This is a genomic window from Geobacillus sp. CX412 (assembly GCF_027942335.1).
Lineage (GTDB): Bacteria > Bacillota > Bacilli > Bacillales > Anoxybacillaceae > Parageobacillus_B > Parageobacillus_B toebii.
The window spans coordinates 3,120,967-3,144,413 of the sequence record NZ_CP103461.1 but is presented as its reverse complement, the minus strand read 5'-3'; the positions used below and the strand labels follow the sequence as shown (position 1 = coordinate 3,144,413).

Below are 23,447 nucleotides of genomic sequence, written 5' to 3'. Positions count from 1 at the left end.
AAAATAAGGAATGGCAGTACAAAATGTGAAAATGCCATCCCGAGTTTGTTGGCAACTTTTTTATGATTATTCTTGCTCCATCAATCGGCTGCCATTCTTCGCTGTACATGTATGTAAAAATAAAGCGGTATGGCGCCTAAAAGCGTCATACCGCTTACAACGTTTATGGGCTGACTAACCGTTGCAGCGTGCTTTCGACTTTAAAAACGCGGTTGTTGAGAACTTGAATGCCGGATTCATGGTCATGGAGGAGAGGAAGGACTTTGTCTTCGAGCACGTTGGTGAGGTGAGTGACTTTTCCTTTCAATTCGTGGACGTCAAGTGAGAGTGCGTCATATTTTGCAGTGAGGACTTCTTGGCCATGGCGGACGGCTTCGCTGATCGCTTTTGTTTCGGTGATTTTTTCATCAAGAACAATAACGGTGCTTTCGACGTTTGCTAAACGCTCCTTCACACTGGCCATGTCTTTTTCCAAGGTAGCCACTCTCTCTTCGACACGGCTCATCCGCTTTTCCAATTTGTCGACACGATTGCTTAACGTTTGGATATCGTTGCGCGTGAGTTTGACCTCTTGGAGAATTTCTTGCAGCAGCGCCTCTACCATGTACTCACCTCCTTTATATCCTTCATTATACATTAAACATTCCGACAAACGCCATGTCGAATGGAATAGATTTTTAGTGGAGTAATTGTTCGACATTTATTACAATGGAAATAGATGATCTGAAGAACGATAAGGAGAATGGACATGGATGCTTCCTGGCTAAAGCCGATTTCGGAGGTAAAGTATTTAGCGGTGGACAATGCGTATCGCTATCGCGCGATTTTGCGCTATTTTTACACACAGCACGAACGGATGCGGCAATATTTGTTTCCAGAAGAAGTGTATGCGTTTTTAAAACAGCACGATGAATTTCGGGATTATACAGAAGACGATCTGCAGCAAGATTTAGATCAACTCGTCAAATGGAAAAACTTGATTGCGAGACAAGAAACAACGCACATTCGCACGATTGAAGAGTTTAAAAAGAAACGGTTTCGCTATCAATGCAGCCCGTACACGGTCGAAATCGAGCGTATGATCCGCGCGCTCGAGCAGCTTGGCGATTCGTTTGGCGGGTCATTGGAAAAAACGCGATTTGACCGCCTGTATACCTCGCTTGTCCGCATTGAAACAATTATCAAAAATGGATTTGCGGAAAAACGAGATGAGATGAACCAAGTATGGGAAGAAACATTTGACTATTTCAAAAAAATCATCCAAAATTCCGCCGACTATATCGCTTATTTAAACAGCGAAAACATGGAAGAGCAAATGATGTCAGAGGCGTTTCTCGTATATAAGGAAAAGTTCACGACATATTTACGGGATTTTATCGTCGCGTTGCAAAAAACATCGATGCAAATTGAAAAACTGCTCGAAGACTTGCAGGAAGAAGAAGTACGTCAGTTTGTTCATCATGTCGTAGACTATCAAATGACGATTCCGCGTTGGGAAGATCTTTCGCTTTCAAGAGAGCAGATGGTGGAAGAACGGATGGAAACATGGCACAGCTTAAAAGAATGGTTTTTAGGCCGGAACGGGCATGACAGTGAATTGGCGTTTTTGCAGAAACAAACGAACGAGGCGATCCGCCGTATTACAAGGGTTGTGCAGCGGCTTGGCGAGCGGCACCATCATTTTCGCAGCCGAAAAAAAGATTATTTATATTTGGCACAATGGTTTTCTAAACTCGATTCGCTAGAAGATGCGCATAAATTGTCATCAGTTGTGTTTGGCTGTTTTCACACAAAACATTTGGTGACGGACAATGATGCGACCGAAGATATGTATCGAGACATTTGGGAAGAAGCACCAAGCGAATGGACGGTGAAGCCGCGCGTCCGCCATTACCAGGAAAAGAAAAAGCCGCAGGCAATCGTAGACAATGAAAATAAAAAGAAACAAACAATGGTGGAGTTTTTACAGCAAAAACAGCGTGAAGAAGAAGAGCTCAAACAGTTGGTTCAAGACGGCAAAATTATTTTACGCGAGTTGCCGGTTGTCGCTCCCCATGTTCGCAAAACGTTATTAAGCTGGATTGCGAAAGCGATGACGCGCGAAGATCGAGTCGTGAAAACGGAAATTGGCTGGAAGGTGAAAATTGTCAAAAAAGACGATTCATTTATTGAATTACACGCGGAAGACGGAACGATGATCATGCCGAATTACGAAATTCATTTTCTTGAGAGTAGGGAGGAGCTAGTGAGTGGAGCGTGATTTTGATGAAAAGGCGAAAATAGCACTAAAAGTGTTACTGGAAAACTTTTGGATTACCCGCGAGCGTGACCCGGAATTGTTTCAGCTGATTCGCGAACGAGAAAATATCGTAAAACGTTATGTGCAAGAAAAATTCGGTTATCGCCTCATTGTTCACCGTTATTTTGCTAAACTTGAAAAAATACCGGCGGAACCTGAGGCATGGATGGGAATTGAATCATTTCAAGAACCGCTCGATTATGCGCTGTTTTGTTGTTTGATGGCATATTTAGAAGGAAAGGAAGTGGAAGAAAAATTTTTGCTGTCGGATGTCTGTGAGGAAATAAAAGCGATGTATCCAGGGGACGTTCCGCTTGATTGGACAAACTACCAGCAGCGGCGCGCGCTGGTCCGTGTATTAAAAACCGCTGAAGAACTTAGGGTCGTAAAGCGTGTGGACGGAGAAATCGAAGGATTTGCCCAGCGGGAAGACCATGAAGCGCTATATGAAGTCCCCGTGCTTTCCCGTTATTTTATGCGTTCCTATCCGAAAGATTTGACGCAGTACAAAACGATGGAAGAATTGTTAGAAGAAGAGTGGAAAACCGCTCCGCAAGATTATCGGCGCCACCGCATTTATCGGCAACTGTTTTTATCTCCAGTTGTTTATCGACAACAAAAAGATGATCCTGACTTTTATTACTTGCGCAACTTTCGCCATCGATTGCGCGAAGATATTGAAGCACATAGCGATTTTCGCTACGAACTGTATAAAAACGCCGCGTTGTTAACGCTTCCGGAACGAGAAAACGTATATACACTGTTTCCCGACCAAAAAGGAACGTCGGATATTATTCTTCATTTCGCTTCTGTTGTTCGTGAACATCTTCTAGATTATCCACCAGACGAATACGGGAAAATCAGAATGACACAAGCGGATTTTCAGCGGCTGCTTACAATATGCAAGGAGCGCTATGGAGAAGGATGGGGAAAAACGTATCGCGACATGACTCCAGCGCAGTTAACATCGGTGCTGTTGGAGGAATTAAAACAGTGGAAAATGGCGGATGTGGAAAAAGAAACGGGAATGATCATGTTATATCCACTGCTCGGAAGGATAGTTGGCCATTATCCTCCCGATTTTATGAAGAAAGGAATGGATGATGATGATGACGAATAAATGGGTGCCCCATCGCGCGGGACTATTAAATTTTTGGTATTACGATGAAGAATATTTCCATTTTGCGGACGGCAGGCTGTTTCTCCGCGGCAGCAACGGTTCGGGAAAATCAGTGACGATGCAAAGCTTGATTCCTGTTTTGCTGGACGGAAAGAAAACCCTGACCGCCTTGATCCGTTTGGGTCACGGGCGCGCCGCATGGAAGATTATTTGCTTGGGGAAAAGGAATTAGTTGATCGTGATGAACGGACAGGCTATTTATTTTTAGAATATAAACGAAAACATAGCGACCATTATATCACAACCGGAATCGGTTTAAGGGCGAAACGCCAGAAAGGCATGGATTTTTGGGGATTTGTCATTTTTGACAACCGCCGCATCGGTAAAGATATTACATTGTACAAAAAGGAAAAAACGGGCGAAAAAATCCCGCTGACAAAACGAGAATTAATCACGGTGCTTGGCGACGGAGGAACGGTTGTCGATACGCAAAAAGAGTATATGGAGCTTGTCAATAAATATATTTTCCGTTTCGAATCGCTCGAAGCGTTTCAAGAATTGATCGAGCTTTTGATTCAGCTTCGCAGTCCGAAATTATCGAAAGATTTCAAGCCGACGGTCATTTACGAAATTCTCGAAAGCTCGCTTCCGGCGTTGACGGATGACGAATTGCGACATTTATCGGAAACGATTGAAAACATGGACCAAGCAAAGCAGCAGCTGGAACAGTTGGAACGGGATGAAGCGTCGCTGCGTCGACTCTGCCAGCACTATCAGCAATATAACGAATATATGATATGGGAAAAAGCGAACGAATGGCTCAAAGCAGCAAAACAAGAGGAAAAATTAACGGAAGAGCGCGAGCAGTGCCTCCGCGATCAAGAGCGGTATGCAGCACGAAAAGAAGAGCTGGCAACGGAAATTCAGGGCTTACAAAATGAGCAAGCGGTGCTTCGCAAACGGGAGCTGGATTTAGCGAGCCACGAAGTGTTTCGGGCCGAAGAAAAATATCGGGAAACGAAACGCCCTTGCGAACGTGCAAGATCAAATAATGAAAAAAGAACGTTATCTTGATGATAAACAACAACAAGAGCGCAAGTTGAAACAAGAGATTGCCAAAAGCGAAGACGTTCTTCACCAGTCTGCGCAAACGATCGACGAACAACTGGAAGAATTGCGCTATGCCGCGCTTGAAAGCGCCTTTGCCTCACATGAACTAAATGAAGAAGACTTTCAGCGGCATCGAAACGAGCCGTTTGACTTTACGCTTTGGCGAAAAGAAGCGGAAGCGTATGAAAAACGGTTAGAGGAAATATTGTCGCTTTGGACGAGCCATGATGACCTCAAGCACCGATACGAAGACGCATACCACGAGCTTGGAGAACAGCAGCGTTTACTAGACAATCTCCATAATGACGCGAAAAAATGGCACGAGCTATTGGAAATGGAAAAATCGCGCCTGCAGGAAGCGGTGTTTGCCTGGAAAGAAGCACATCCTGATATTCCGATCGATGAAGAAACAATCCAATCGTTTTTGCGTTATTTAAACGAGCTATATGAACGCTATCATTTTGAAGATGTAAAGAAACCGTTTGCCGACCGATATTATGAGGCGTTGGACCAGAAAAAAGCGGAAAAAGTGAGATGGGAACACGAAATCGAGCTAGTAAAACGAGAAATCGCAGAAACAGAAGAAGAGCTGCGCCGCTGGAAAGAACAAAAAGACCCTGAATTAGAGCATGACGAACAAACCGCACAAGCCCGCGCGGCTTTACAAGCACGAGGGGTTGCGTACGTGCCATTTTACGCAAGCGTCGAGTTTTACGACCACGTGCCAGAATCGTTGCGCGAACGAATCGAGTCATCGTTATACCACGCAGGGCTATTGGACGCGTTAGTGACCGAAACAGACGTTTCCATCGTGCATGACCGTATTCTCAAGCCAAATCCTGTGGAAATGGCACATACGCTTGCCGAATATTTGCGTCCCGATGTGGATGAAGACCTCGGTGTTTCCGCCGAGCGCATTGAATCTGTTCTTCGCAGCATTCTTATTTCTGATGAGGCGCAAGAAGGACGATTTGCGATGGACGAGTCGGGCCATTATTCGTTTGGGCTCCTTCAAGGCCATGCGCCGAAACGAGAACAAGCGATCTTTATCGGCCGCAACGCCCGCAAGCGGTGGCGCCTTTCCCAAATCGCGCAAATCGAGGAAAAGCTTCAACAACTAGATGAACTTCTTCAGCAAAAAAAGGAACAGCTTGCGCATGTGGAAGCAACAATTGCCTCGATCCATGAAGCGTTTCAAACGTTCCCGTCTGACCGCGATGTTCGCGCGGCCTTTGACGAATGGGACCGTACAAAACGCGCCATCACAAGCAAACAACAAGAAGTGGAACGAAAAAGCGAAAAATTGAATAGCATCGCCCGCGACTGGCAACAAGTAAAACAAACGCTTCGCGAAAAAGCGGAAGGACTCGATCTTGAATTTACAAAAGAGCGGTATGAAGAGGCGCGGCGATGGATGAAATTGTATACGGACCATTTAACGGAATTGGTGCTGGAACACCGTTCGTTTCTCCATCAATTGCAAGTCAGCCGCTATCATCAAGACCAGCTTGAAACCGTCCAAGCGGAAATCGATGAAGCAAAAGGCGAAATCAATATATTAGCCAGCGAGCAACAACGCCTCCTTTTAGAAATACAACATATGGAACAAATGTTAAAACAGATGGGAGCGGATGACATTCGCGCGGAAATCTCCCGCGTTCGCGATCGCCTTGAATGGGTAAACAAGGCGTTGCCGGAAAAGATAAACGAACAAGCTCACATCGAACAAACGATCAAATCCACTCACCGTCAACTAGAAGAGTTAGAGCGAAAACTTCAATTTGCTAGCACGCTTGCAGCAGTATGGAAGCGATCGTTTATCGCAGAAGCGGAACACGGTCTTGTCGAAGTAGCGGAGAATGTAGATCCGCATGAACAAGCAAAAGATGTTGTTCGCCGCTACGGATCAATCGGAAAAGAACAAACGCGTTCATCCGTGATTGCTAAATTGAATAGCGTATTCTTCCAAGAAAGCGCGAATTTAGTGGAATACCGCCTATCTCAAGAACCTGTCGCATTAGAAGAGGAAAATCCGTTTGCTGGTATCGATTTGGACGAAGAAATGGAGTTAAAGGTGAGCGATTGGAAAGAAAAACGGGATCGGATCATTCTTTTGCTTGATTACAAAGGACAGCGCGTCACTCCGTTCTATTTATTAAAGGAAATGGAAAAAGACATTCTCCTTCAGCGGGAATACATTAATGAACAAGACCGCGAGTTGTACGAAGATATTATTTTAAAAACGGTCGGACGTATTTTGCGCAGCCGCATTCAGCGTGCCGAACGCTGGGTGAAAGACATGAACGCGCTCATGCAACAGCGAGATGCTTCTTCCGGATTATTGTTGTCCATTCAATGGAAACCGAAAACAGCGGAAACAGAAGAAGAAATGGATACGAAAGAGCTTGTTGAATTGTTGCGGATGAATTCGCGATTGTTAAAAGAAGAAGATTTGCAGCGGGTCACGATGCACTTCCGGTCCAAAATTAACCGCGCCCGTGAAATGTTAGAAGAAAAAGGGCAAGGCAACACGCTTCATCAAGTCATCAAAGAAGTGCTCGATTACCGGAAATGGTTTACGTTTACGCTCTATTATCAAAAAACAAATGAGCCAAAACGGGAATTAACGAACCAGCGATTTTATCAGTTTAGCGGCGGAGAAAAAGCGATGGCGATGTACATTCCGCTCTTTGCGGCCGCGTATGCCCGCTATCAAGAAGCAAGTGAGGAGGCGCCATACATCATTTCCCTTGATGAAGCGTTCGCCGGTGTGGATGAAAATAATATTCGCGATATGTTCGATCTTGTTGAATCGCTTGGCTTTAATTACATCATGAACTCGCAGGCGCTGTGGGGAGATTACGACACCGTGCCGGCTCTTTCGATTTGCGAGCTTGTGCGCCCGAAAAACGCTTCGCACGTCACCGTGATCCGCTATTATTGGAACGGAACGATGAAGCGGCTTGTGACAGATTGGGACGAACAAGAAATGGTGGTGAAACAATGAAATCATTGCCGGAACTAGCGGCGGAAGCGGCGCAATTTTTTCGCGGTGAAGCTGGATTTCACCGCCTTTTTTGCGAAATGAAAAAGAAGTACGAATCGCTCGGCCGCATTGGCGGCACCATTTCCCTTGCGAATTTTACGAAAGAAGAAAAAGAAGCAATCGCGGCGTTTTTTGGGAAGGAAATGACGCGCGTTTCGCTACAGGCGTTTGCCAAACAACTGGATAAGACAAGATTTGCAGGTGTTTCACTGGAAGAGCTGTTAGTCCATTATTTTGGAGAACCGCTCGTCGCAAACAAAGAAAGGCGTGAAGCGGAACAACAAGAAAAAGCGGCGTTTTTCCAGCGGCTGATCGCCGCTTACCCGAGTGGGGCGGAATGGCTTACGGCAGCGCTGGAGCATCCGAACGAATACCGTCTTCTTCACCAAGCATACGCCCAGCAGCGCGATGAGCTGTATGCTTCCATTTGCACAGTTTGCGAAGCGCTTCGCCAGCTTCCGAAGCAAGGAACGTACGAACGCCTGCCGCTATTCGCGCAAAAAGTAACCGGAGACCCGCACGCGTTTGATTTACACACATTTCAAGGAAAACTGTTTCTATCCGCGCTGGAATTTTACTCCCGGAAAAAATATCAGCTTTCGTCCGTAGAAGAAGTCAATGAACTATTGCAATCGTTCGGCATATTGCGCGAAGACATCCTCAATTTCGTGACGTGCGCGGGAATTTTGGCAGAAACGAAAGAGGGCATTCATCCCGTATTTTCCGCCGCTTGTGAAACGAATATGGCGCTGAATGTGCCGCTGAGGGAGATAGTGGCACTAACCCGCGCGTATCCAGCGAAAGGAAATGCCGTCTTTGTCGTAGAAAACGCCGGCGTTTTTTCTGAACTGCTAGACGAAGCGATGCCAATCGTTAGTACAAACGGCCAGCTCAATCTAGCGACGATGTTACTCCTTGACTCACTTGTCGAGTCGGGCGCACGTCTTTATTATTCGGGCGACTTTGATCCAGAAGGTCTGAAAATGGCCGATCGGCTTGCCGGGCGATACGGAGAGAATCTTTCCCTTTGGCATTTCACGTGTGAGGACTACTTTGCCTCGATGCCGAGTGTGTCGCTTTCTGAGGAGCGGCTGGCAAAATTGCAATCGATCTCCTCTCCCGAACTGCAGCCAGTAAAGCAGGAGATAGAGCGGTGCAAGAAAGCGGGGTATCAGGAGGCGATTTTATTGATGCTTCGAGAAGATATAGAGAAGGAAAAGACGAATTTAAAAATGAAGATCGACATCGACATTCATGATACAAAAAATGCATTGCCATCAGAAGAATGAAAAACAATTTTGTCGAAGTATCTCTTTGCGGCTGAAAGAATGAGGTCGTTTCTTATCTATATAAATCCAGTTTGAAATTCCGACATGTTTAACCAACACTTGTGTCTATGCTGCTCCTAAACGAGTAAATAAGGAAGCAGATCAATGAATGAATAGTAAGTAGATAAAATATATTTCGTGTTTCCAGATTCATCATCAAAATAGGAAGAAATGTAACGATAGTGCGATCGTATATAAACTATCATTCATGGCGAAAAAATTGTCGTCGACCTCCAATCATGCAAAAAGTGCGGGGGATCGACGACACTTCTTTTTTTCTTTTCTTCCCTACAGCCATCAGTACTTTTTTGATATTGACGCAATTTTCAAACTGACGTATACTGTATGTATCCATTATTCGCCATCCTTGATATATTAGCATTTGTTGTGGGTTTTTATCTTACCTATGAGGAATTGAAACTTCACAAGTGCATCAACATGTAAATTGACTTCAGAAACGTTTTTATCTTACCTATGAGGAATTGAAACATGAAGAAGGGCGAAAATTATTCGTCAGTGAACTTGAGGTTTTTATCTTACCTATGAGGAATTGAAACCTTTTGTGTGTACCAAACGGTCAATCTCACGCAGATTCAGTTTTTATCTTACCTATGAGAAATGAAAACCAAGCTAAAAGAGGTTCTATTATTGTTTTTATCGTAATTATGAAATTGAACCAGCGTTCCAACGTGATATAATGAATTGGTAACTATTTATTTTTATCGCACCTACGAGTAATTGCGTAGTGTTCCGGCAGCTTTCCCTGCACCATGTCCATATCACGTTCTAACCGATAGGCGCATTCTCGTTTCTCTCTAGCATAATGCTAGTGGAGAAACGAGTTTTTTTATTGCACTTTTATTGTGTGCATGTTCTAATAGTGATTGATGGGAATTAGGAAGAGATTGATTTCATTGGCAGAGGATATATTCGAAGCAAGGAGTGGGGGCTGATGGAGAAAGAGGCGATCATCCGCTTTGAGCGGGTGACGAAGGAATACGATGGGTTAGTCGTGCTCGATGATGTCAGTTTTGAGATTGAGCGCGGGAAGTTTTATACCTTGCTCGGGCCGTCGGGATGCGGGAAGACGACGATTCTGCGTTTGATCGCGGGGTTTACGGAGCCGACGGAAGGAACGATTTATTTTCACGGAAAGCCGGTAAATCATGTACCTGCGAATAAGCGGCAAGTGAATACGGTGTTTCAGGATTATGCTTTGTTTCCGCATTTGAACGTATTTGAAAACGTGGCGTTTGGGCTGCGGATTAAAAAGAAAAAGCGCTCGGAAATTGAGGAAAAAGTAAAGCAGGCGCTTCGGTTTGTGAATTTAGAAGGATACGAGAATCGCAGTATTCAAGAAATGTCCGGAGGCCAGCGGCAGCGAGTGGCGATTGCGCGCGCGATTGTCAACGAACCAGAAGTGCTTCTGCTTGATGAGCCGCTGTCGGCGCTTGATTTAAAATTGCGCACCGAAATGCAATATGAGCTTCGCGAACTGCAGCGAAGCTTAGGGATTACGTTTATTTTTGTCACACATGACCAAGAAGAGGCGCTGGCGATGTCGGACCAAATTTTTGTGCTCAATAAGGGGAAAATCCAGCAAAGCGGCACACCGAAAGACATTTACGATGAGCCGATTAATCGGTTTGTCGCTGATTTTATCGGTGAATCGAACATCTTGCGAGGCACGATGATTGAAGATTACCTTGTCGAATTCGCTGGGAAGCGGTTTACGTGCGTGGACAAAGGATTTCGCCCGAACGAGCCAGTCGATATTGTCATCCGTCCGGAAGATTTGGACATTACGACAAAAGATCAAGGAAAGCTCCAAGTGCGCGTTGATTCGCTATTGTTCCGAGGTGTACATTACGAGTTGTGCTGCTATGACGAAGATGGGAATGAATGGCTCGTCCATTCGACGAAAAAAGCGGAAGTAGGGGAAGAAATCGGGCTTTATTTTGACCCAGAGGACATTCATGTCATGCGCATTAGCGATGATGAAGATGATGGTGAGAGATCCGATGAAAAATAGTGTACGCAATGTTTACTTATTTCCATATGTAATATGGATTGGGCTATTTGTCGTTGCGCCGATTTTATTGATTTTGTATTATTCGTTTTTTGACATTGACGGGAATTGGTCGCTTTCCAATTATAAAACGTTTTTTACGCCGATTTATTTAAAGATGGCGGTCAGTTCCGTTTGGTACGCGTTTTTGATCACGCTTTTTTCGCTGCTTGTCGCGTATCCGACCGCGTATTTTCTGACGAAAACGAAACATAAACAACTTTGGCTTTTGCTTATTATTTTGCCGACGTGGGTGAATTTGCTTTTAAAAGTGTACGCGTTTCTCGGCATTTTTGGGACGTACGGATTGGCGAATGCGATTTTGGAAACGATCGGCATCGGCACAAAGCAAATTTTATTCACCGATTTTAGTTTCGTATTTGTGTCGGTATACATTTTTATCCCGTTCATGATCCTGCCGATTTTCAACTCGCTGGAGGAGCTGAACCCAACGCTCATTGACGCAGCGCGTGATCTTGGCGCTTCGGCTTGGACGACGTTTCGTCGCGTCGTTTTTCCGCTTACGCTAGATGGGGTGAAAGCGGGATGTCAAGCGGTGTTTATTCCGTCGTTATCGCTGTTTATGATTACGCGTTTAATCGCAGGGAACCGCGTCATTACGCTCGGTACGGCGATTGAACAACATTTTCTCGTCACGCAAAACTGGGGCATGGGTTCGACGATTGCGGTGTTTTTAATTATCGCGATGGCTATTGTGGTGATCGCGACAGGAAATCGGAAGTGAGGGTGAGGCGATGCGAGGCAATAAAAAGTGGGCGAACGCGTATTTAGTGTTCGTGTTTCTCATTTTGTACACCCCGATTATTTATTTAATTTACTATTCGTTTAATAGCGGCGGAACGATGCATGATTTCGAAGGGTTTACGCTGGAATGGTATAAAGAGGTGATCGGTGATACCCGTTTATGGATTATCGTGTTAAATACACTGACGATTGCCCTTTTGTCTGCGGCGATTTCCACTATTCTCGGCGTGATGGGAGCGCTTGCGATTTATTATGTGAAAAAGCGGCAAATGAAACAGCTGCTTTTAACGTTGAATAACGTCTTGATCGTCAGCCCCGATGTCATTATCGGCGCCTCATTTCTCATTTTGTTTACGATTATCGGCATTCAGCTCGGTTTTACGTCGGTGCTGCTGTCGCATATCGCGTTTAGTGTTCCGATCGTCGTGTTGATGGTGCTTCCAAAATTGCAGGAAATGAGTCCGACACTGATTGATGCGGCTCGCGATTTAGGGGCGAATCAATGGGATGTGCTGACGAAAGTAATATTGCCGTTTATTACCCCTGGTATTTTCGCTGGTTTTTTCATGGCATTGACGTATTCGCTGGATGATTTTGCGGTGACGTTTTTTGTGACAGGCAACGGTTTTTCGACACTATCGGTAGAAATTTACTCACGGGCGCGCCAAGGTATTTCGCTGTCGATTAACGCATTATCGACATTGTTATTTTTGTTTACGGTTGTGCTGGTGATTGGCTACTACTTTATTAGCCAGAAAAGCAGCTCCTTATACGGAATGAGGGGGCGACGAAAATGAGAAAGCTTATATCATTGTTTGCGGCCGTTTTTTTCGCCTCGTTTGTACTGCTTTACGTATCTTCCCAGCTGAATAAAGCGGAAGGATATTCTGGAGAAAATACGTTGACAGTGTATAACTGGGGCGATTACATCGATCCTGAGCTTATTAAAAAGTTCGAAAAGCAGACGGGCATAAAAGTCATCTACCAAACGTTTGATTCCAATGAAGCGATGATGGCGAAAATTGCCCAAGGCGGTACGACGTTTGATGTTGCCGTTCCTTCTGAATATGCGATCAGTAAAATGAGAGAAGATGGATTGCTTATTCCGCTCGACCATTCAAAATTGCCGAATTTAAAATATATCAATCCGCGCTTTTTGAATTTATCATTTGATCCAGGCAACAAGTATTCCGTCCCGTATTTTTGGGGGACGGTCGGCATCGTCTATAATCCGGAAATGCTTGGCGGAAAAAAAATAACAAGCTGGAACGATTTATGGGACAAGGATCTGCGCAATCAAATTTTGTTAGTGGACGGCGCGCGTGAAGTGATTGGCATGGGGCTCAATAGTTTGCATTATTCGTTAAATGACACGAATAAGAAGCATTTACAAGAAGCGAAGGAAAAACTCGATCGTCTTACACCAAACGTCAAAGCGATTGTCGGTGATGAGATTAAAATGCTTTTGGTGAATGAAGAAGCGGCAATCGGGGTTGTTTGGTCAGGTGATGCGGCGGGGATCATTGCGGAAAATGACAAGCTCGATTATGTTGTGCCGAAAGAAGGATCAAATTTATGGTTCGATAATATGGTGATTCCGAAAACCGCGAAAAATATCGAAGGAGCACATCAATTTATTAACTTTATGCTTGATCCGAAAAACGCTGCGCAAAACGCGGAGTATGTCGGCTATTCGACGCCGAATGAGAAGGCGCTGGACTATTTGCCGAAAGAAGTAACTGAGGATAAACGGTTTTATCCAGATTTTGAGTCGGTCGGAAACTTAGAAGTGTACGAGAATTTAGGAAAACGAATGCTTGCTTATTACAACGAGCTGTTTTTGCAGTTTAAAATGCATCGGAAATAAGGAAAGGGAGACTGAGAGAATTGAAGCAGTTTAAAAAGGCGTGGCTTGCGTTTTTGACTGTTGTTTTGTTTCTGGCAGGAAAACTGAAGTGGGTGCTGGCGATTTTTAAGTTTTTAAAATTCAGTTCTCTCATTTCCTTATTTATTTCGATCGGCGCATATGCGCTTGTATACGGATGGAAGTTTGCGGTGGCGCTCGTGTATTTGCTTTATGTGCATGAAATGGGCCATTTGTTTGCGGCAAAAAGGTTAGGAATTCCAACATCGAAGGCGATTTTTATTCCGTTTGTCGGGGCGCTTATTGCGCTAAAGGAAGAACCAAAATCGGCGAAAGATGAGGCGTATTTAGCATACGCCGGCCCGTTATGGGGGACATTGGGGTTTCTCCCAGCTTTGCCATTGTACTGGATGACGGGAAACCCGTTTTGGGGATTAGTCATTGCGCTTGGAGCGCTTATTAATTTATTCAATCTTATGCCTCTGCATCCGTTAGATGGAGGGCGAATTGTCGGAGTGATTTCGCCAAAAATATGGTTTTTTGGTCTTATTGGGATGTTTGTTTATTTTCTTTGGAACCCGGGACCAATCGCCCCGCTCATTATCTTGTTAGGCGCTTTGAAATGCTGGGAGCTTTTGCGCCGGGAGTTCCGCTGGAAAAAGGCGCAAATTCACAAAGAAGTCAATGAGTCATTACTGCAGGAAATTCAACGATACATGCTTTTATCGGAAGAAGAGCAGCAAGAAATGTATTGGCATTGGGAAGATGAGATCAAACGCAAAGAGATGGAGCTGCGGCGGGGAAAAAAACATGGTACATCCCCATTTTCCAAGATGAGCAGAAGCTGCAAAACTATCGTTTGGAGCGGTATGTGGAAAAGTATAATCAGTTATTAGAGGCAACTCGATGGGGCGTATTGCAGGAACAAACCGTTTCAGACTTTATCCGTTCGCTCCAAAAAGAAATAGAAGAAAACGAACAAGAAATACAGAAGCAAACAGTGTATTATCGTGCGGATGCGAAAACAAAATGGACATGGTTATGTTTATACCTTGCGCTTGCGGTTGTTCTTGCCGTGTTCACAGCGTATGGGCAACAGATTATGGATGCCAATCAGTCGCTCATTTCGTAATAAAATCAAGGGTGGCCCCTTGGAATTTTTAGTTCTTTTTTGGCCACCCACAATTTTTGCTTGCTTACATTATACGGATTGGGCAATTGACTCTTTTTCTCTATGTATTTGAAGAACAAACCCGGCTGCTATTTGCATGGGGAGCAGCTGCTGTTTCAACCGGATCTGTTGCACCATACGGAAGAAGCCCTACATCACTAGGTTGATCATGCATAAACAATCCTACAAACAATATCGTAATCAGCGCTGCCAAGGATGTAACGAGGACAACTGTTTGCCAGTTGTAAGATGAGATAATTTTTGCGAATAAAGGCAAAAAAACGAGCTGCCCTGCTGCTCCACTGGCAGAAAACACGCCTACAATCAATCCGCGCTTCTCTTTGAACCAATGATTTGCTATTACAGCTCCTAAAACAGAGGAAGTTAACCCTGCCCCGAATCCTACTAAAAATCCCCATAACAATGTCATCTGCCATGTCGTTTTCATCCATACAGAAAGCCCCGTACCTATCACTAACAACGATAGGGCAATGAGCATCATTCGTTTTACGCCATATCGTTCCATAAACGCTGCCGCAAATGGTCCGCAAAGACCATATAGTGCTATATTGATAGCCAAAGGAAACGTAACTTCTGCACGGGTCCAGCCAAATGATTGCTCAAAAGGAATGATGAGAACACCGGGAGTAGAACGTACGCCTGCTGAAACTAATAATGTTAAGAAGGTAATTCCAGCTACAATCCAGTAAATACGCCGCGATGTCAATGTAGTTGAAGAAGAATGATCGTTATTCATTTTAAAGAAAGCCCCCTCCTATAACATTTGAATAAATGACGATCATGAGACACACCGATAGCGAACTTTAGTAATATTAATAATATTTTGAAACCAAGCGTGAAAGTTGTAAACAAAAACATAAAATAAAGACAAAACCAAATCAAAACATCTTCCTACCAAAAGAATGAGGACTGGTTTGCGTTGCGTACCATTTTAAAAGATGGAGAAAAATCAGGGTTCTCCAACAAGCGAGATAAGACCCAACCCAAAAAATCAGTAATAAAGAAGGCTGACTCAACATCGCTTAAAGACGATGTTTTGAGTCAGCCCTAATCTATATAAAAAGAGGGGGTTTTACGCGTTTTTGGCTTGCGCTTCTTTCCACTTTGCCAGCTCATTTTCGACTTCTTCTTCAAAGATGGAAGGAAGTGGATGTGTTGATTCAAGTAAATGGATGCTTGCGTTTGCTTCGGCTTCTAAGGCAAGAATGCGTTCTTCCATGCGCGCGAAACCGCGGAGCGCCTGTTCGGGATGGAAAGACGCAAGCGTTGTGTTTACGTCTTTGATCGTTTTTGCTGCGTTCGCGCGGGCGATCAAATCTAATTGTTTTGCGGAAAGTTCATCATATTTTTCGGTAAGCTGTTTTAGCTGTTCCGTCATATATGTTGTTTTTTCTTTGATCGTCTCGTATTGTTGTTGATAAGCAGAAAGTTTTTTCTCATACATTAGTTTTTCTCTTAATGCGAGTTTGGCGATGGTTTCTTCATTGTGTTCTAATGCCAGTTTTGCTTGGCGCTCCCGTTTTTCGATCATTGTTTTTGTGTGGGCAATGAGCGATTCATAGCGTTGTTCCACCGCTATTTGTCGGGCGATTGCTTGTTGGACATTTTCGATTTGATCCTGCAGTTCGCGCAAGTATTGTTTTGTCATAGCAACTGGGTCTTCCCATTGATCAATAAGTTCATGTAATTCGGCAAGTAGAACAGTTTTCACCCGGCGGAATAACCCCATATCATTGTTCCTCCTTTTTGATTGTTTTTTCCCATTCGTCTAAAAAGTGTCGATCATGTATGATTGGCGTTGGCCATGTTGTCATCGGTTCGGCCTTTTGTTCTTGTTTTTTGTAGATTGAATAGATGGCGATGAACGCAACCGGGATGAGCAGCCATTTTGGCAACAAGGAGATTACTCCCCATACGATGATGGCAAGTCCCATCCACTTAAAAGGCCCCTTCGTTTTTTTCCATAACAGCCAACCGATGATCAGAAGGCTCAATTGGAAAAGAAGAGAAAGCACCTCAATGGTGATCCAGCCGCCGAATTCGTGGCCATAATGAAACGCAGCATGGTGACGGATTGCAAATGGTCTGTGATGGGGCGACATATTCATCATTGGCATGGATTGTCCAAAAACGAAGCGGCCAAGCTGCATTCCCCCGTATATAGCAAGGAGAAAAAGGATGAACAGAGCGGCCATTCTTTTTTTCATGCACATTTTGTCACCTCCTTTCCGTCATAAAGTAAACATGCGCTTGTATGGTGGCATTTGGGCCGCTTACAAGGGAGGATGGCAAAGAGACGAACAAGTGAACATCGCCTTTGTTCCTTCCTCTGTACAGTTTGCATTGTAAAAAAGAAAAGAGAAAATTAGGTGAAAAAGTATAAAAAATGCTTTCCGTAATGGAAAGCATTTTAGCAAGGGATTTTTACGATAAATTCCGATCCTTTGCCGACTTCGCTTTGTACGTGAATGTGTCCGCCATGAGCGTCGACAATCCATTTGGCGATGGACAAGCCAAGCCCGTGACCGCCTTGCTGGCGCGATCGGGCTTTATCAACGCGATAGAAACGGTCGAAAATGCGGTCAAGTGATTCAGGAGGAATGCCGATTCCGGTGTCTTTGACGGAGATCGTGAGCATTCGTTGTTGTTTGAACGGTTCGACACGAAGGCTTAACGTTACTTGTCCTCCGTCCGGAGTGTATTTGATTGCATTATCCAGCAAGATGTATAACAGCTGTGTCAGCTTATCGGCGTCAGCGGTAATGATGACAGATTCAGGAGAATGAAAGTCCATGCGGATGTTTTTTTTCGATGCTAATTCTTCCAACAAATGCAATGTTCGTTCCGCGTGTGGGCGAAAATCGAACGTTTCTTTGGCTAGTTGCAGTGAGGCGTGCTCAGAATCAGCACGCGCGAGCGTCAATAAATCATTCATTAGCTTTGTCATTCGTTTTATTTCTTCGCGAAGTCGATTCAGCAGTTTTTGTGTAAATTCATTTTTTGTCAGTTCTTCTTCCATCTCTAGTGCTTCGACAGAAGAAAAAATGACGCTGAGCGGTGTCCGCAGTTCATGGGAGGCATCAGCGACAAATTGCCGCTGGCGATGGTATGCTTCCTGAATAGGAATGAGCGATCGTTTTGACATAAAGTAGCTTAACAACACAGCAACGCCGATAAATAAAATGGCAAGACCGATCAATACGATTAATAACCATTGAAATACGTTGGAAAATGAAGTCACATCCATGCCGATATATAACACGCCGATCAAACGGCCGCGAATGACAATAGGGCGAGCGGCGGTTAGTAGCTTTAACTCACGAGAATGAAAGCGGGAAAATGGATGCATATGGGCAGGAAAATTTACTTTTATATAGGTTAGTTCATTTTCGTTTAGCGCGGCATTTTGCAGCGCTTCTAATAGAAACGGCCGCATTCTTTTGTTCACTTCATCGCCCATGAGAAGCTCGCCGTCGGTGCCGACGACATAAAAAAAGAATTGGTCTTCGCTTAAAAACACAACGTTTTCCTCATTCATCAAATCGAAATCGCTTTGTTTGATCAAAAATTGTTCAATCGCTTTTTTTTCCTGGTTGGCGAGACTGGTAATCCGCCGCTCTTGGTCATTTGTGACAATCATATAAAAAAGGAAGCAGGCGATCGCGATGAATAATGCAAGAAACACCATTAAAATACCGCTATATAATGCCGTCAGGCGCCATTGCGTTCGGTGAAACATATCGGTGTTTTTTATCTTCAATAAGAAAGCGTTCCATTTACTTGTCAATTTTATATCCCACCCCGCGCACTGTTTGAATGATCTCCCCTTTTAATTTTTTCCGCAGCAATTTAATCGTCGCATCAATCGTTTTCATGGAAACATCCGCATCCCATCCCCAAACGCGGTCAAGGATGGTTTCGCGCGGTACGACATGCCCTTTGTTTTGCAAAAGAAGGTCCAATACTTGAAATTCGCGTGGGGTTAAATAGATTTCTTCATTACCGTGGTAAAGGGTATGGCTTGTTCGATTTAAAACAAAGCCATGAAAGTGTACGGTTTCTTCCTGAAGCGGGACAAACGTGCGCCGCGCGAGCGCCTTTAGGCGGGCCATTAATTCATCAATTTCAAACGGTTTGACGAGATAGTCGTCCGCACCGGCTTCTAATCCTTCAACACGGTCTTCGACGGCATCTTTTGCGGTTAACATGAGAATGGCGCCAGCGTAACCGTTTTTCCGCAGCCGTTTGCAAATTTCCACTCCATCTCCGTTTGGCAGCATCCAGTCAAGAATCAGCACATCGTAAAAGGAGGAGAGCGCATAGTCGTACGCGTCTTCTCCTTCCTGCACCCAATCGATGTGATCCACGCCTTTTTTCTTTAACATATGCACGATTAATTCGCCTAAATAGAGGTCATCTTCTGCGAGAAGAATTTTCATCTCGTTTCCTTCCTTTCTATTTTTCCCGTTTCTCTTTGTGAACAATCATAGCAAAATTTCGTGAAAAATAAATGAAAATGTGAAAATAGCGGGGTTTTTCACTAACTTTTCACTTTCCTTTTTTACACTGTTACTCGACAGAAAAAATAACGATCAAAAATGGAAGAAAGGGGAAATGGACGATGGATCATGTGAACATACCGTCACATGAACAACCAATGCCATCGTATCGGCCGCCGAAGCAAAGACGTTTCTTTTCTTGGATTACCGCTTCGATTGTCGGTGCGGTGATCGGAAGCGGACTTACGGTATACGCGGCACCGATGATTGGTCTTCCTTCTACTTCATCATCCACAAAGGAACCAAATGAAACAAACATTTCGACGGAGTCGCTTCCTCTCCAACCGACGAAAAGCACGTCTAATAATGACATGGTTGCGGCGATTGAAAATGTTGCCGATGCGGTCGTTGGCGTGGTGAACATTCAAAAACAGGCGGACTTTTTCTCCGATAGTGTCCAAGATCAAGAAGCAGGAACTGGTTCGGGAGTCATTTTCAAAAAAGACGGAAATACAGCATACATCGTAACAAACAACCATGTCATTGAAGGAGCGAATAAAGTAGAAGTGTCGCTTGCCGATGGGGAAAGAGTAAAAGCGGAAATCGTCGGCGCCGATCCGTTAACCGATTTAGCGGTATTAAAAATTGATGGCAGTCATGTCAAAAAAGTAGCAGTCTTTGGTGATTCTTCGAAGCTGCGCATAGGGGAACAAGTCGCGGCAATCGGCAATCCGCTCGGCTTAGATTTATCGAGAACGGTGACAGAAGGAATTGTCAGCGGAAAACGCACGATGTCCATTTCTACTTCTGCCGGGGAATGGGAGCTAAACGTTATTCAAACAGATGCCGCGATTAACCCGGGAAACAGCGGTGGTGCATTAATTAATAGCGCCGGACAAGTGGTGGGGATTAATAGCTTAAAAATTTCCCAAACTGGAGTGGAAGGATTAGGATTTGCGATTCCGAGCGAAGATGTAAAACCGATTGTCGAGCAGTTGATGCAATATGGAAAAATAAAACGCCCGTATCTCGGTGTGCAATTAGTCGATGTGGCTGATCTTTCTGACTCGGTTCGGAGCGAGCAGCTGCACTTGCCAAGCGGTGTTGCCACAGGAGCGGCTGTAACAGCAGTAGAACCGTTCTCCGGCGGCGGATGAAGGAATTCAGACGAAAGATGTCATTGTGGCAGTTAATGGAGAAAAAGTGGATAGTGTCGCTGCACTGCGGAAATATTTGTACACGAAAACGAAAATCGGAGAGCGTGTGCAAATAGAGCTTTGGAGGGATGGAAGAAAGAAGACCGTGTCATTGCAACTGAGCGAGCGGAGTCAATGAGATAACTAGCCCTTCTGAATGATCCATTCAGAAGGGCTAATTGGTTTATATTGGGAAAGGAGGCTGATTGGATGCATAGAATATTAATTATGGAAGCGTTTTACTTATTATAGAGCAAGGGGGATGGGAGATGGAATTTCGAAGTTATGAGGAGTTTTGGCCATTTTATCTATCGCAACATAGCAAGCCAGCCACCAGACGTTGGCATTTTGTTGGAACGAGTTTCGTGTTTTTATTTATGATCGTAGCAGTTGTGACATGGAATGCTTGGTGGCTGCTTGCCGCCCCGGTGACTGCTTACGCTTTTGCATGGTTCAGTCACTTTTTCATAGAAGGAAATAAACCGGCCACGTTCGGTCATCCGCTTTGGTCGTTGCAGGCAGATTTTCGCATGTACCGAATGATGCTTCTAGGACAGCTAGAAAAGGAATTTAATAAGTTATAGATGCACATTCCGCTTCTCCTTCGATAAAACAGTAGTCAAATAAACATAAGGCAGCGACGTTTTACGCTGTGAAACGGTGCCTTTGTTTTGGAAAAAAGAAGGAAATATGTAGGGAAATGTCGAAAAAATATAATATCCATCTGAAAAGTAATGAAACGGAAACGCGCGTCATTTCGTATAATTAAATAGACGATGGCGGAAAGAGGGTGCGGGGATTGTTCGGATATCCACTAGAAACAGTGTATTTGGGTGTGCTTATTGTAAGCGGCAGTTTGACGTTATTATATATTTTGCTAAGCGATATGATCGACGGCATCTTTGAGATGCCAGACCATCCATGGTTCAGCCCACAGCTTATTTTATCATTTTTTACCGTCGGAAGTGCGTCCGGTTTTTTGTTCGAACGATATACGGGGATGTCTAGCGCGCTCATCGCTTTGATTAGCGCAGGAATTGCTGTCATTGTCGTCTTGCTTTTGCACTTTTTCGTATTTATTCCGCTCCGCTCTGCGGAAACATCACTGAATTATTCGGAAACGGACTTGGAAGGGTCGCTTGCGAAAGTGATTGTAACTGTGCCGTCCGATGGGTTTGGAGAGATTTTGCTGCAGCGGAAGAGCGGAGCGATTTCGAAACCAGCAAAAAGCATGGACAACGAAGAAATCGCCTCAGGGACGGAAGTGATTATCGTGAAAATGGAAAACGGCGTCGCTGTTGTGGCGAAGCACGATCCATATTATATTTCATCATTACATAAAGGGGGATATGCTTAATGACGCCAATGTTAATTGTTATCGGCGTTGTCGTACTGCTTCTTATCGGATTAGTAGCTATTTTTATGCTTCGTTATCGCACTGTCGGACCAGATGAAGCACTCATTGTGACAGGAAGTTATTTAGGAAGCAAAAATGTGCATGTCGATGAATCAGGAAATAAAATTAAAATTGTCCGCGGCGGCGGGACGTTTGTACTGCCGATTTTCCAGCAGGCGGAGCCGCTTAGCCTTCTTTCTATTAAACTAGATGTACAGACGCCGGAAGTTTATACGGAACAAGGCGTTCCCGTCATGGCGGATGGCGTGGCGATCATTAAAGTAGGCAGTTCCATTGGCGAGATTGCTACAGCGGCGGAGCAATTTTTAGGAAAAACTCGCCAGGATATGGAAAATGAAGCGAAAGAAGTATTGGAAGGCCATCTTCGCTCGATTCTCGGTTCGATGACGGTCGAGGAAATTTATAAAAACCGCGACAAGTTTTCACAAGAAGTGCAGCGTGTCGCTTCACAAGATTTAGCGAAAATGGGGCTTGTCATCGTATCGTTTACCATTAAAGATGTGCGCGATAAAAACGGTTATTTAGATGCATTAGGAAAACCTCGCATTGCCCAAGTGAAACGCGACGCCGACATCGCGACAGCTGAAGCGGAAAAAGAAACGCGCATTAAACGCGCGGAAGCGGATAAAGAAGCGCGCAAAGCGGAGCTAGAGCGCTTGACGGAAATCGCGGAAGCAGAAAAAATTAATCAGTTGAAATTAGCGGAATTCCGTCGTGAACAAGATATCGCGAAAGCGCGAGCCGATCAGGCTTATCATTTAGAAGAAGCGAAAGCAAAACAAGAAGTTACGGAACAACAAATGCAAATTAAAATTATCGAGCGGCAAAAGCAAATCGAGCTCGAGGAAAAAGAAATTTTGCGCCGTGAACGGCAATATGATTCGGAAGTGAAGAAAAAAGCGGACGCCGAACGTTATGCGATCGAGCAGGCCGCAGCGGCGGAAAAGGCGAAGTTAATAGCGGAAGCGGACGCTCAAAAATACCGCATCGAAGCGATGGCGAAAGCGGAGGCAGAACGAATCCGGCTTGACGGGCTTGCTAAGGCAGAAGCGGAAAAAGCAAAAGGGGAAGCAGAAGCAGAAATTATCCGCTTGAAAGGATTGGCCGAAGCGGAAGCGAAACAAAAAATCGCCGAAGCGTTCGAACGGTATGGTCAAGCGGCGATTCTCGATATGATTATCAAAATGCTTCCTGAATACGCGAAACAAGTGGCAAGTCCGCTTGCGAATATCGATAAAATTACGATTGTCGATACGGGTTCTAATAGCACAAACGGCGGGGCGAACCGCATTACTGGCTATGCGACCAATTTAATGGCCAGCCTGCAGGAAACATTGAAAGCTTCCACGGGGATCGATGTGAAACAATTGCTAGAAAACTTTGCGGCGAAAGGAAATGTGGAACCGCCAAGTATCCAAGAGAGTGAAGACGCGGTGGAGCAACGGAAAACAGCAGGGCAATAATGAAAAGGGCTGAGAGATCAGCCCTTTCTTGATGGAAAGACGTCATCGTTGCAACTGCTGGGCAATTCCGCTATTATGTT

17 protein-coding genes and 3 pseudogenes are annotated in these 23,447 nt (G+C 44.6%); 14 read left to right on the top strand and 6 right to left on the bottom strand.

The window, feature by feature from the left end; translation table 11 throughout:
- Nucleotides 1–163: 163 nt before the first annotated feature.
- Nucleotides 164–604 carry a hypothetical protein gene (locus NXM86_RS16375; RefSeq protein ID WP_171699488.1) on the bottom strand — a complete coding sequence of 147 codons (441 nt, stop codon included), beginning with the start codon at nt 602–604 and terminating at the stop codon, nt 164–166.
- A gap of 144 nt (nt 605–748) precedes the next feature.
- Between NXM86_RS16375 and NXM86_RS16370 the strand changes: the two genes are divergently transcribed.
- From NXM86_RS16370 to NXM86_RS16325, 10 genes and pseudogenes are all read left to right on the top strand, one after another.
- On the top strand, nt 749–2,260 hold the full coding sequence (locus tag NXM86_RS16370; RefSeq protein WP_498958330.1) for a TIGR02677 family protein: 1,512 nt from the start codon (nt 749–751) through the stop codon (nt 2,258–2,260).
- Nucleotides 2,250–3,419 carry a TIGR02678 family protein gene (locus NXM86_RS16365; RefSeq protein ID WP_498958329.1) on the top strand — a complete coding sequence of 390 codons (1,170 nt, stop codon included), beginning with the start codon at nt 2,250–2,252 and terminating at the stop codon, nt 3,417–3,419. Before NXM86_RS16370 ends, NXM86_RS16365 begins: the two co-directional genes overlap by 11 nt.
- Nucleotides 3,409–7,536, top strand: a pseudogene (locus tag NXM86_RS16360) (TIGR02680 family protein). The gene NXM86_RS16365 and the pseudogene NXM86_RS16360 overlap by 11 nt, the downstream one beginning before the upstream one ends.
- Nucleotides 7,533–8,864, top strand: a complete 1,332-nt coding sequence (locus NXM86_RS16355; protein WP_498958328.1) for a TIGR02679 family protein — start codon at nt 7,533–7,535, stop codon at nt 8,862–8,864. Before NXM86_RS16360 ends, NXM86_RS16355 begins: the two are co-directional and overlap by 4 nt.
- Nucleotides 8,865–9,855: 991 nt before the next feature.
- Entirely contained in the window at nt 9,856–10,935 is a 1,080-nt protein-coding gene (locus NXM86_RS16350; protein WP_062755897.1) for an ABC transporter ATP-binding protein, read from the top strand.
- The gene (locus tag NXM86_RS16345; protein ID WP_089096797.1) at nt 10,925–11,716 is read left to right on the top strand and encodes an ABC transporter permease; all 792 of its coding nucleotides are present in this window, start codon (nt 10,925–10,927) and stop codon (nt 11,714–11,716) included. Before NXM86_RS16350 ends, NXM86_RS16345 begins: the two co-directional genes overlap by 11 nt.
- A gap of 10 nt (nt 11,717–11,726) precedes the next feature.
- Entirely contained in the window at nt 11,727–12,533 is an 807-nt protein-coding gene (locus tag NXM86_RS16340) for an ABC transporter permease (RefSeq protein WP_089096798.1), read from the top strand.
- Complete coding sequence (locus NXM86_RS16335; protein WP_498958325.1) at nt 12,530–13,603, top strand: ABC transporter substrate-binding protein; 1,074 nt, start codon at nt 12,530–12,532, stop codon at nt 13,601–13,603. Before NXM86_RS16340 ends, NXM86_RS16335 begins: the two co-directional genes overlap by 4 nt.
- Before the next feature lie 20 nt (nt 13,604–13,623).
- Nucleotides 13,624–14,149: pseudogene (locus tag NXM86_RS16330) on the top strand (site-2 protease family protein); the annotation flags it as partial.
- A 322-nt stretch (nt 14,150–14,471) separates the two neighbouring features.
- Nucleotides 14,472–14,732: a hypothetical protein gene (locus tag NXM86_RS16325; RefSeq protein WP_498958323.1), complete on the top strand. Its 261-nt coding sequence runs from the start codon at nt 14,472–14,474 to the stop codon at nt 14,730–14,732.
- Between the two features lie 100 nt (nt 14,733–14,832).
- Here the strand turns inward: NXM86_RS16325 and NXM86_RS16320 are convergent, their stop codons facing one another.
- The 5 genes from NXM86_RS16320 to NXM86_RS16300 all read right to left on the bottom strand — a co-directional run bounded on the left by NXM86_RS16320 (nt 14,833) and on the right by NXM86_RS16300 (nt 19,231).
- Nucleotides 14,833–15,528, bottom strand: coding sequence for an MFS transporter (locus NXM86_RS16320; RefSeq protein WP_498958321.1), 696 nt, complete (start codon nt 15,526–15,528; stop codon nt 14,833–14,835).
- Between the two features lie 336 nt (nt 15,529–15,864).
- Nucleotides 15,865–16,521, bottom strand: a complete 657-nt coding sequence (locus NXM86_RS16315; RefSeq protein WP_498958319.1) for a PspA/IM30 family protein — start codon at nt 16,519–16,521, stop codon at nt 15,865–15,867.
- Between the two features lies 1 nt (nt 16,522).
- Nucleotides 16,523–17,005: a hypothetical protein gene (locus NXM86_RS16310; RefSeq protein WP_498958317.1), complete on the bottom strand. Its 483-nt coding sequence runs from the start codon at nt 17,003–17,005 to the stop codon at nt 16,523–16,525.
- A 197-nt stretch (nt 17,006–17,202) separates the two neighbouring features.
- On the bottom strand, nt 17,203–18,579 hold the full coding sequence (locus NXM86_RS16305; protein ID WP_498958315.1) for a sensor histidine kinase: 1,377 nt from the start codon (nt 18,577–18,579) through the stop codon (nt 17,203–17,205).
- On the bottom strand, nt 18,569–19,231 hold the full coding sequence (locus NXM86_RS16300; protein WP_498958313.1) for a response regulator transcription factor: 663 nt from the start codon (nt 19,229–19,231) through the stop codon (nt 18,569–18,571). Before NXM86_RS16300 ends, NXM86_RS16305 begins: the two co-directional genes overlap by 11 nt.
- A gap of 218 nt (nt 19,232–19,449) precedes the next feature.
- On the opposite strand from NXM86_RS16300, the pseudogene NXM86_RS16295 reads away from it, so the two are divergent.
- The 4 genes and pseudogenes from NXM86_RS16295 (at nt 19,450) to floT (ending at nt 23,367) form a co-directional block, all read left to right on the top strand.
- A pseudogene (locus tag NXM86_RS16295) lies at nt 19,450–20,626 on the top strand (S1C family serine protease).
- Nucleotides 20,627–20,756: 130 nt separating this feature from the next.
- Nucleotides 20,757–21,071, top strand: a complete 315-nt coding sequence (locus tag NXM86_RS16290; RefSeq protein WP_498958311.1) for an Mpo1-like protein — start codon at nt 20,757–20,759, stop codon at nt 21,069–21,071.
- A gap of 215 nt (nt 21,072–21,286) precedes the next feature.
- Nucleotides 21,287–21,844 (top strand): NfeD family membrane protein, encoded by a 558-nt coding sequence (locus tag NXM86_RS16285; protein WP_062755885.1) that lies wholly within the window; start codon nt 21,287–21,289, stop codon nt 21,842–21,844.
- Nucleotides 21,844–23,367: a flotillin lipid rafts scaffold protein FloT gene (gene floT / locus NXM86_RS16280; RefSeq protein ID WP_498958309.1), complete on the top strand. Its 1,524-nt coding sequence runs from the start codon at nt 21,844–21,846 to the stop codon at nt 23,365–23,367. The genes NXM86_RS16285 and floT overlap by 1 nt, the downstream gene beginning before the upstream one ends.
- Nucleotides 23,368–23,447 lie beyond the last annotated feature (80 nt).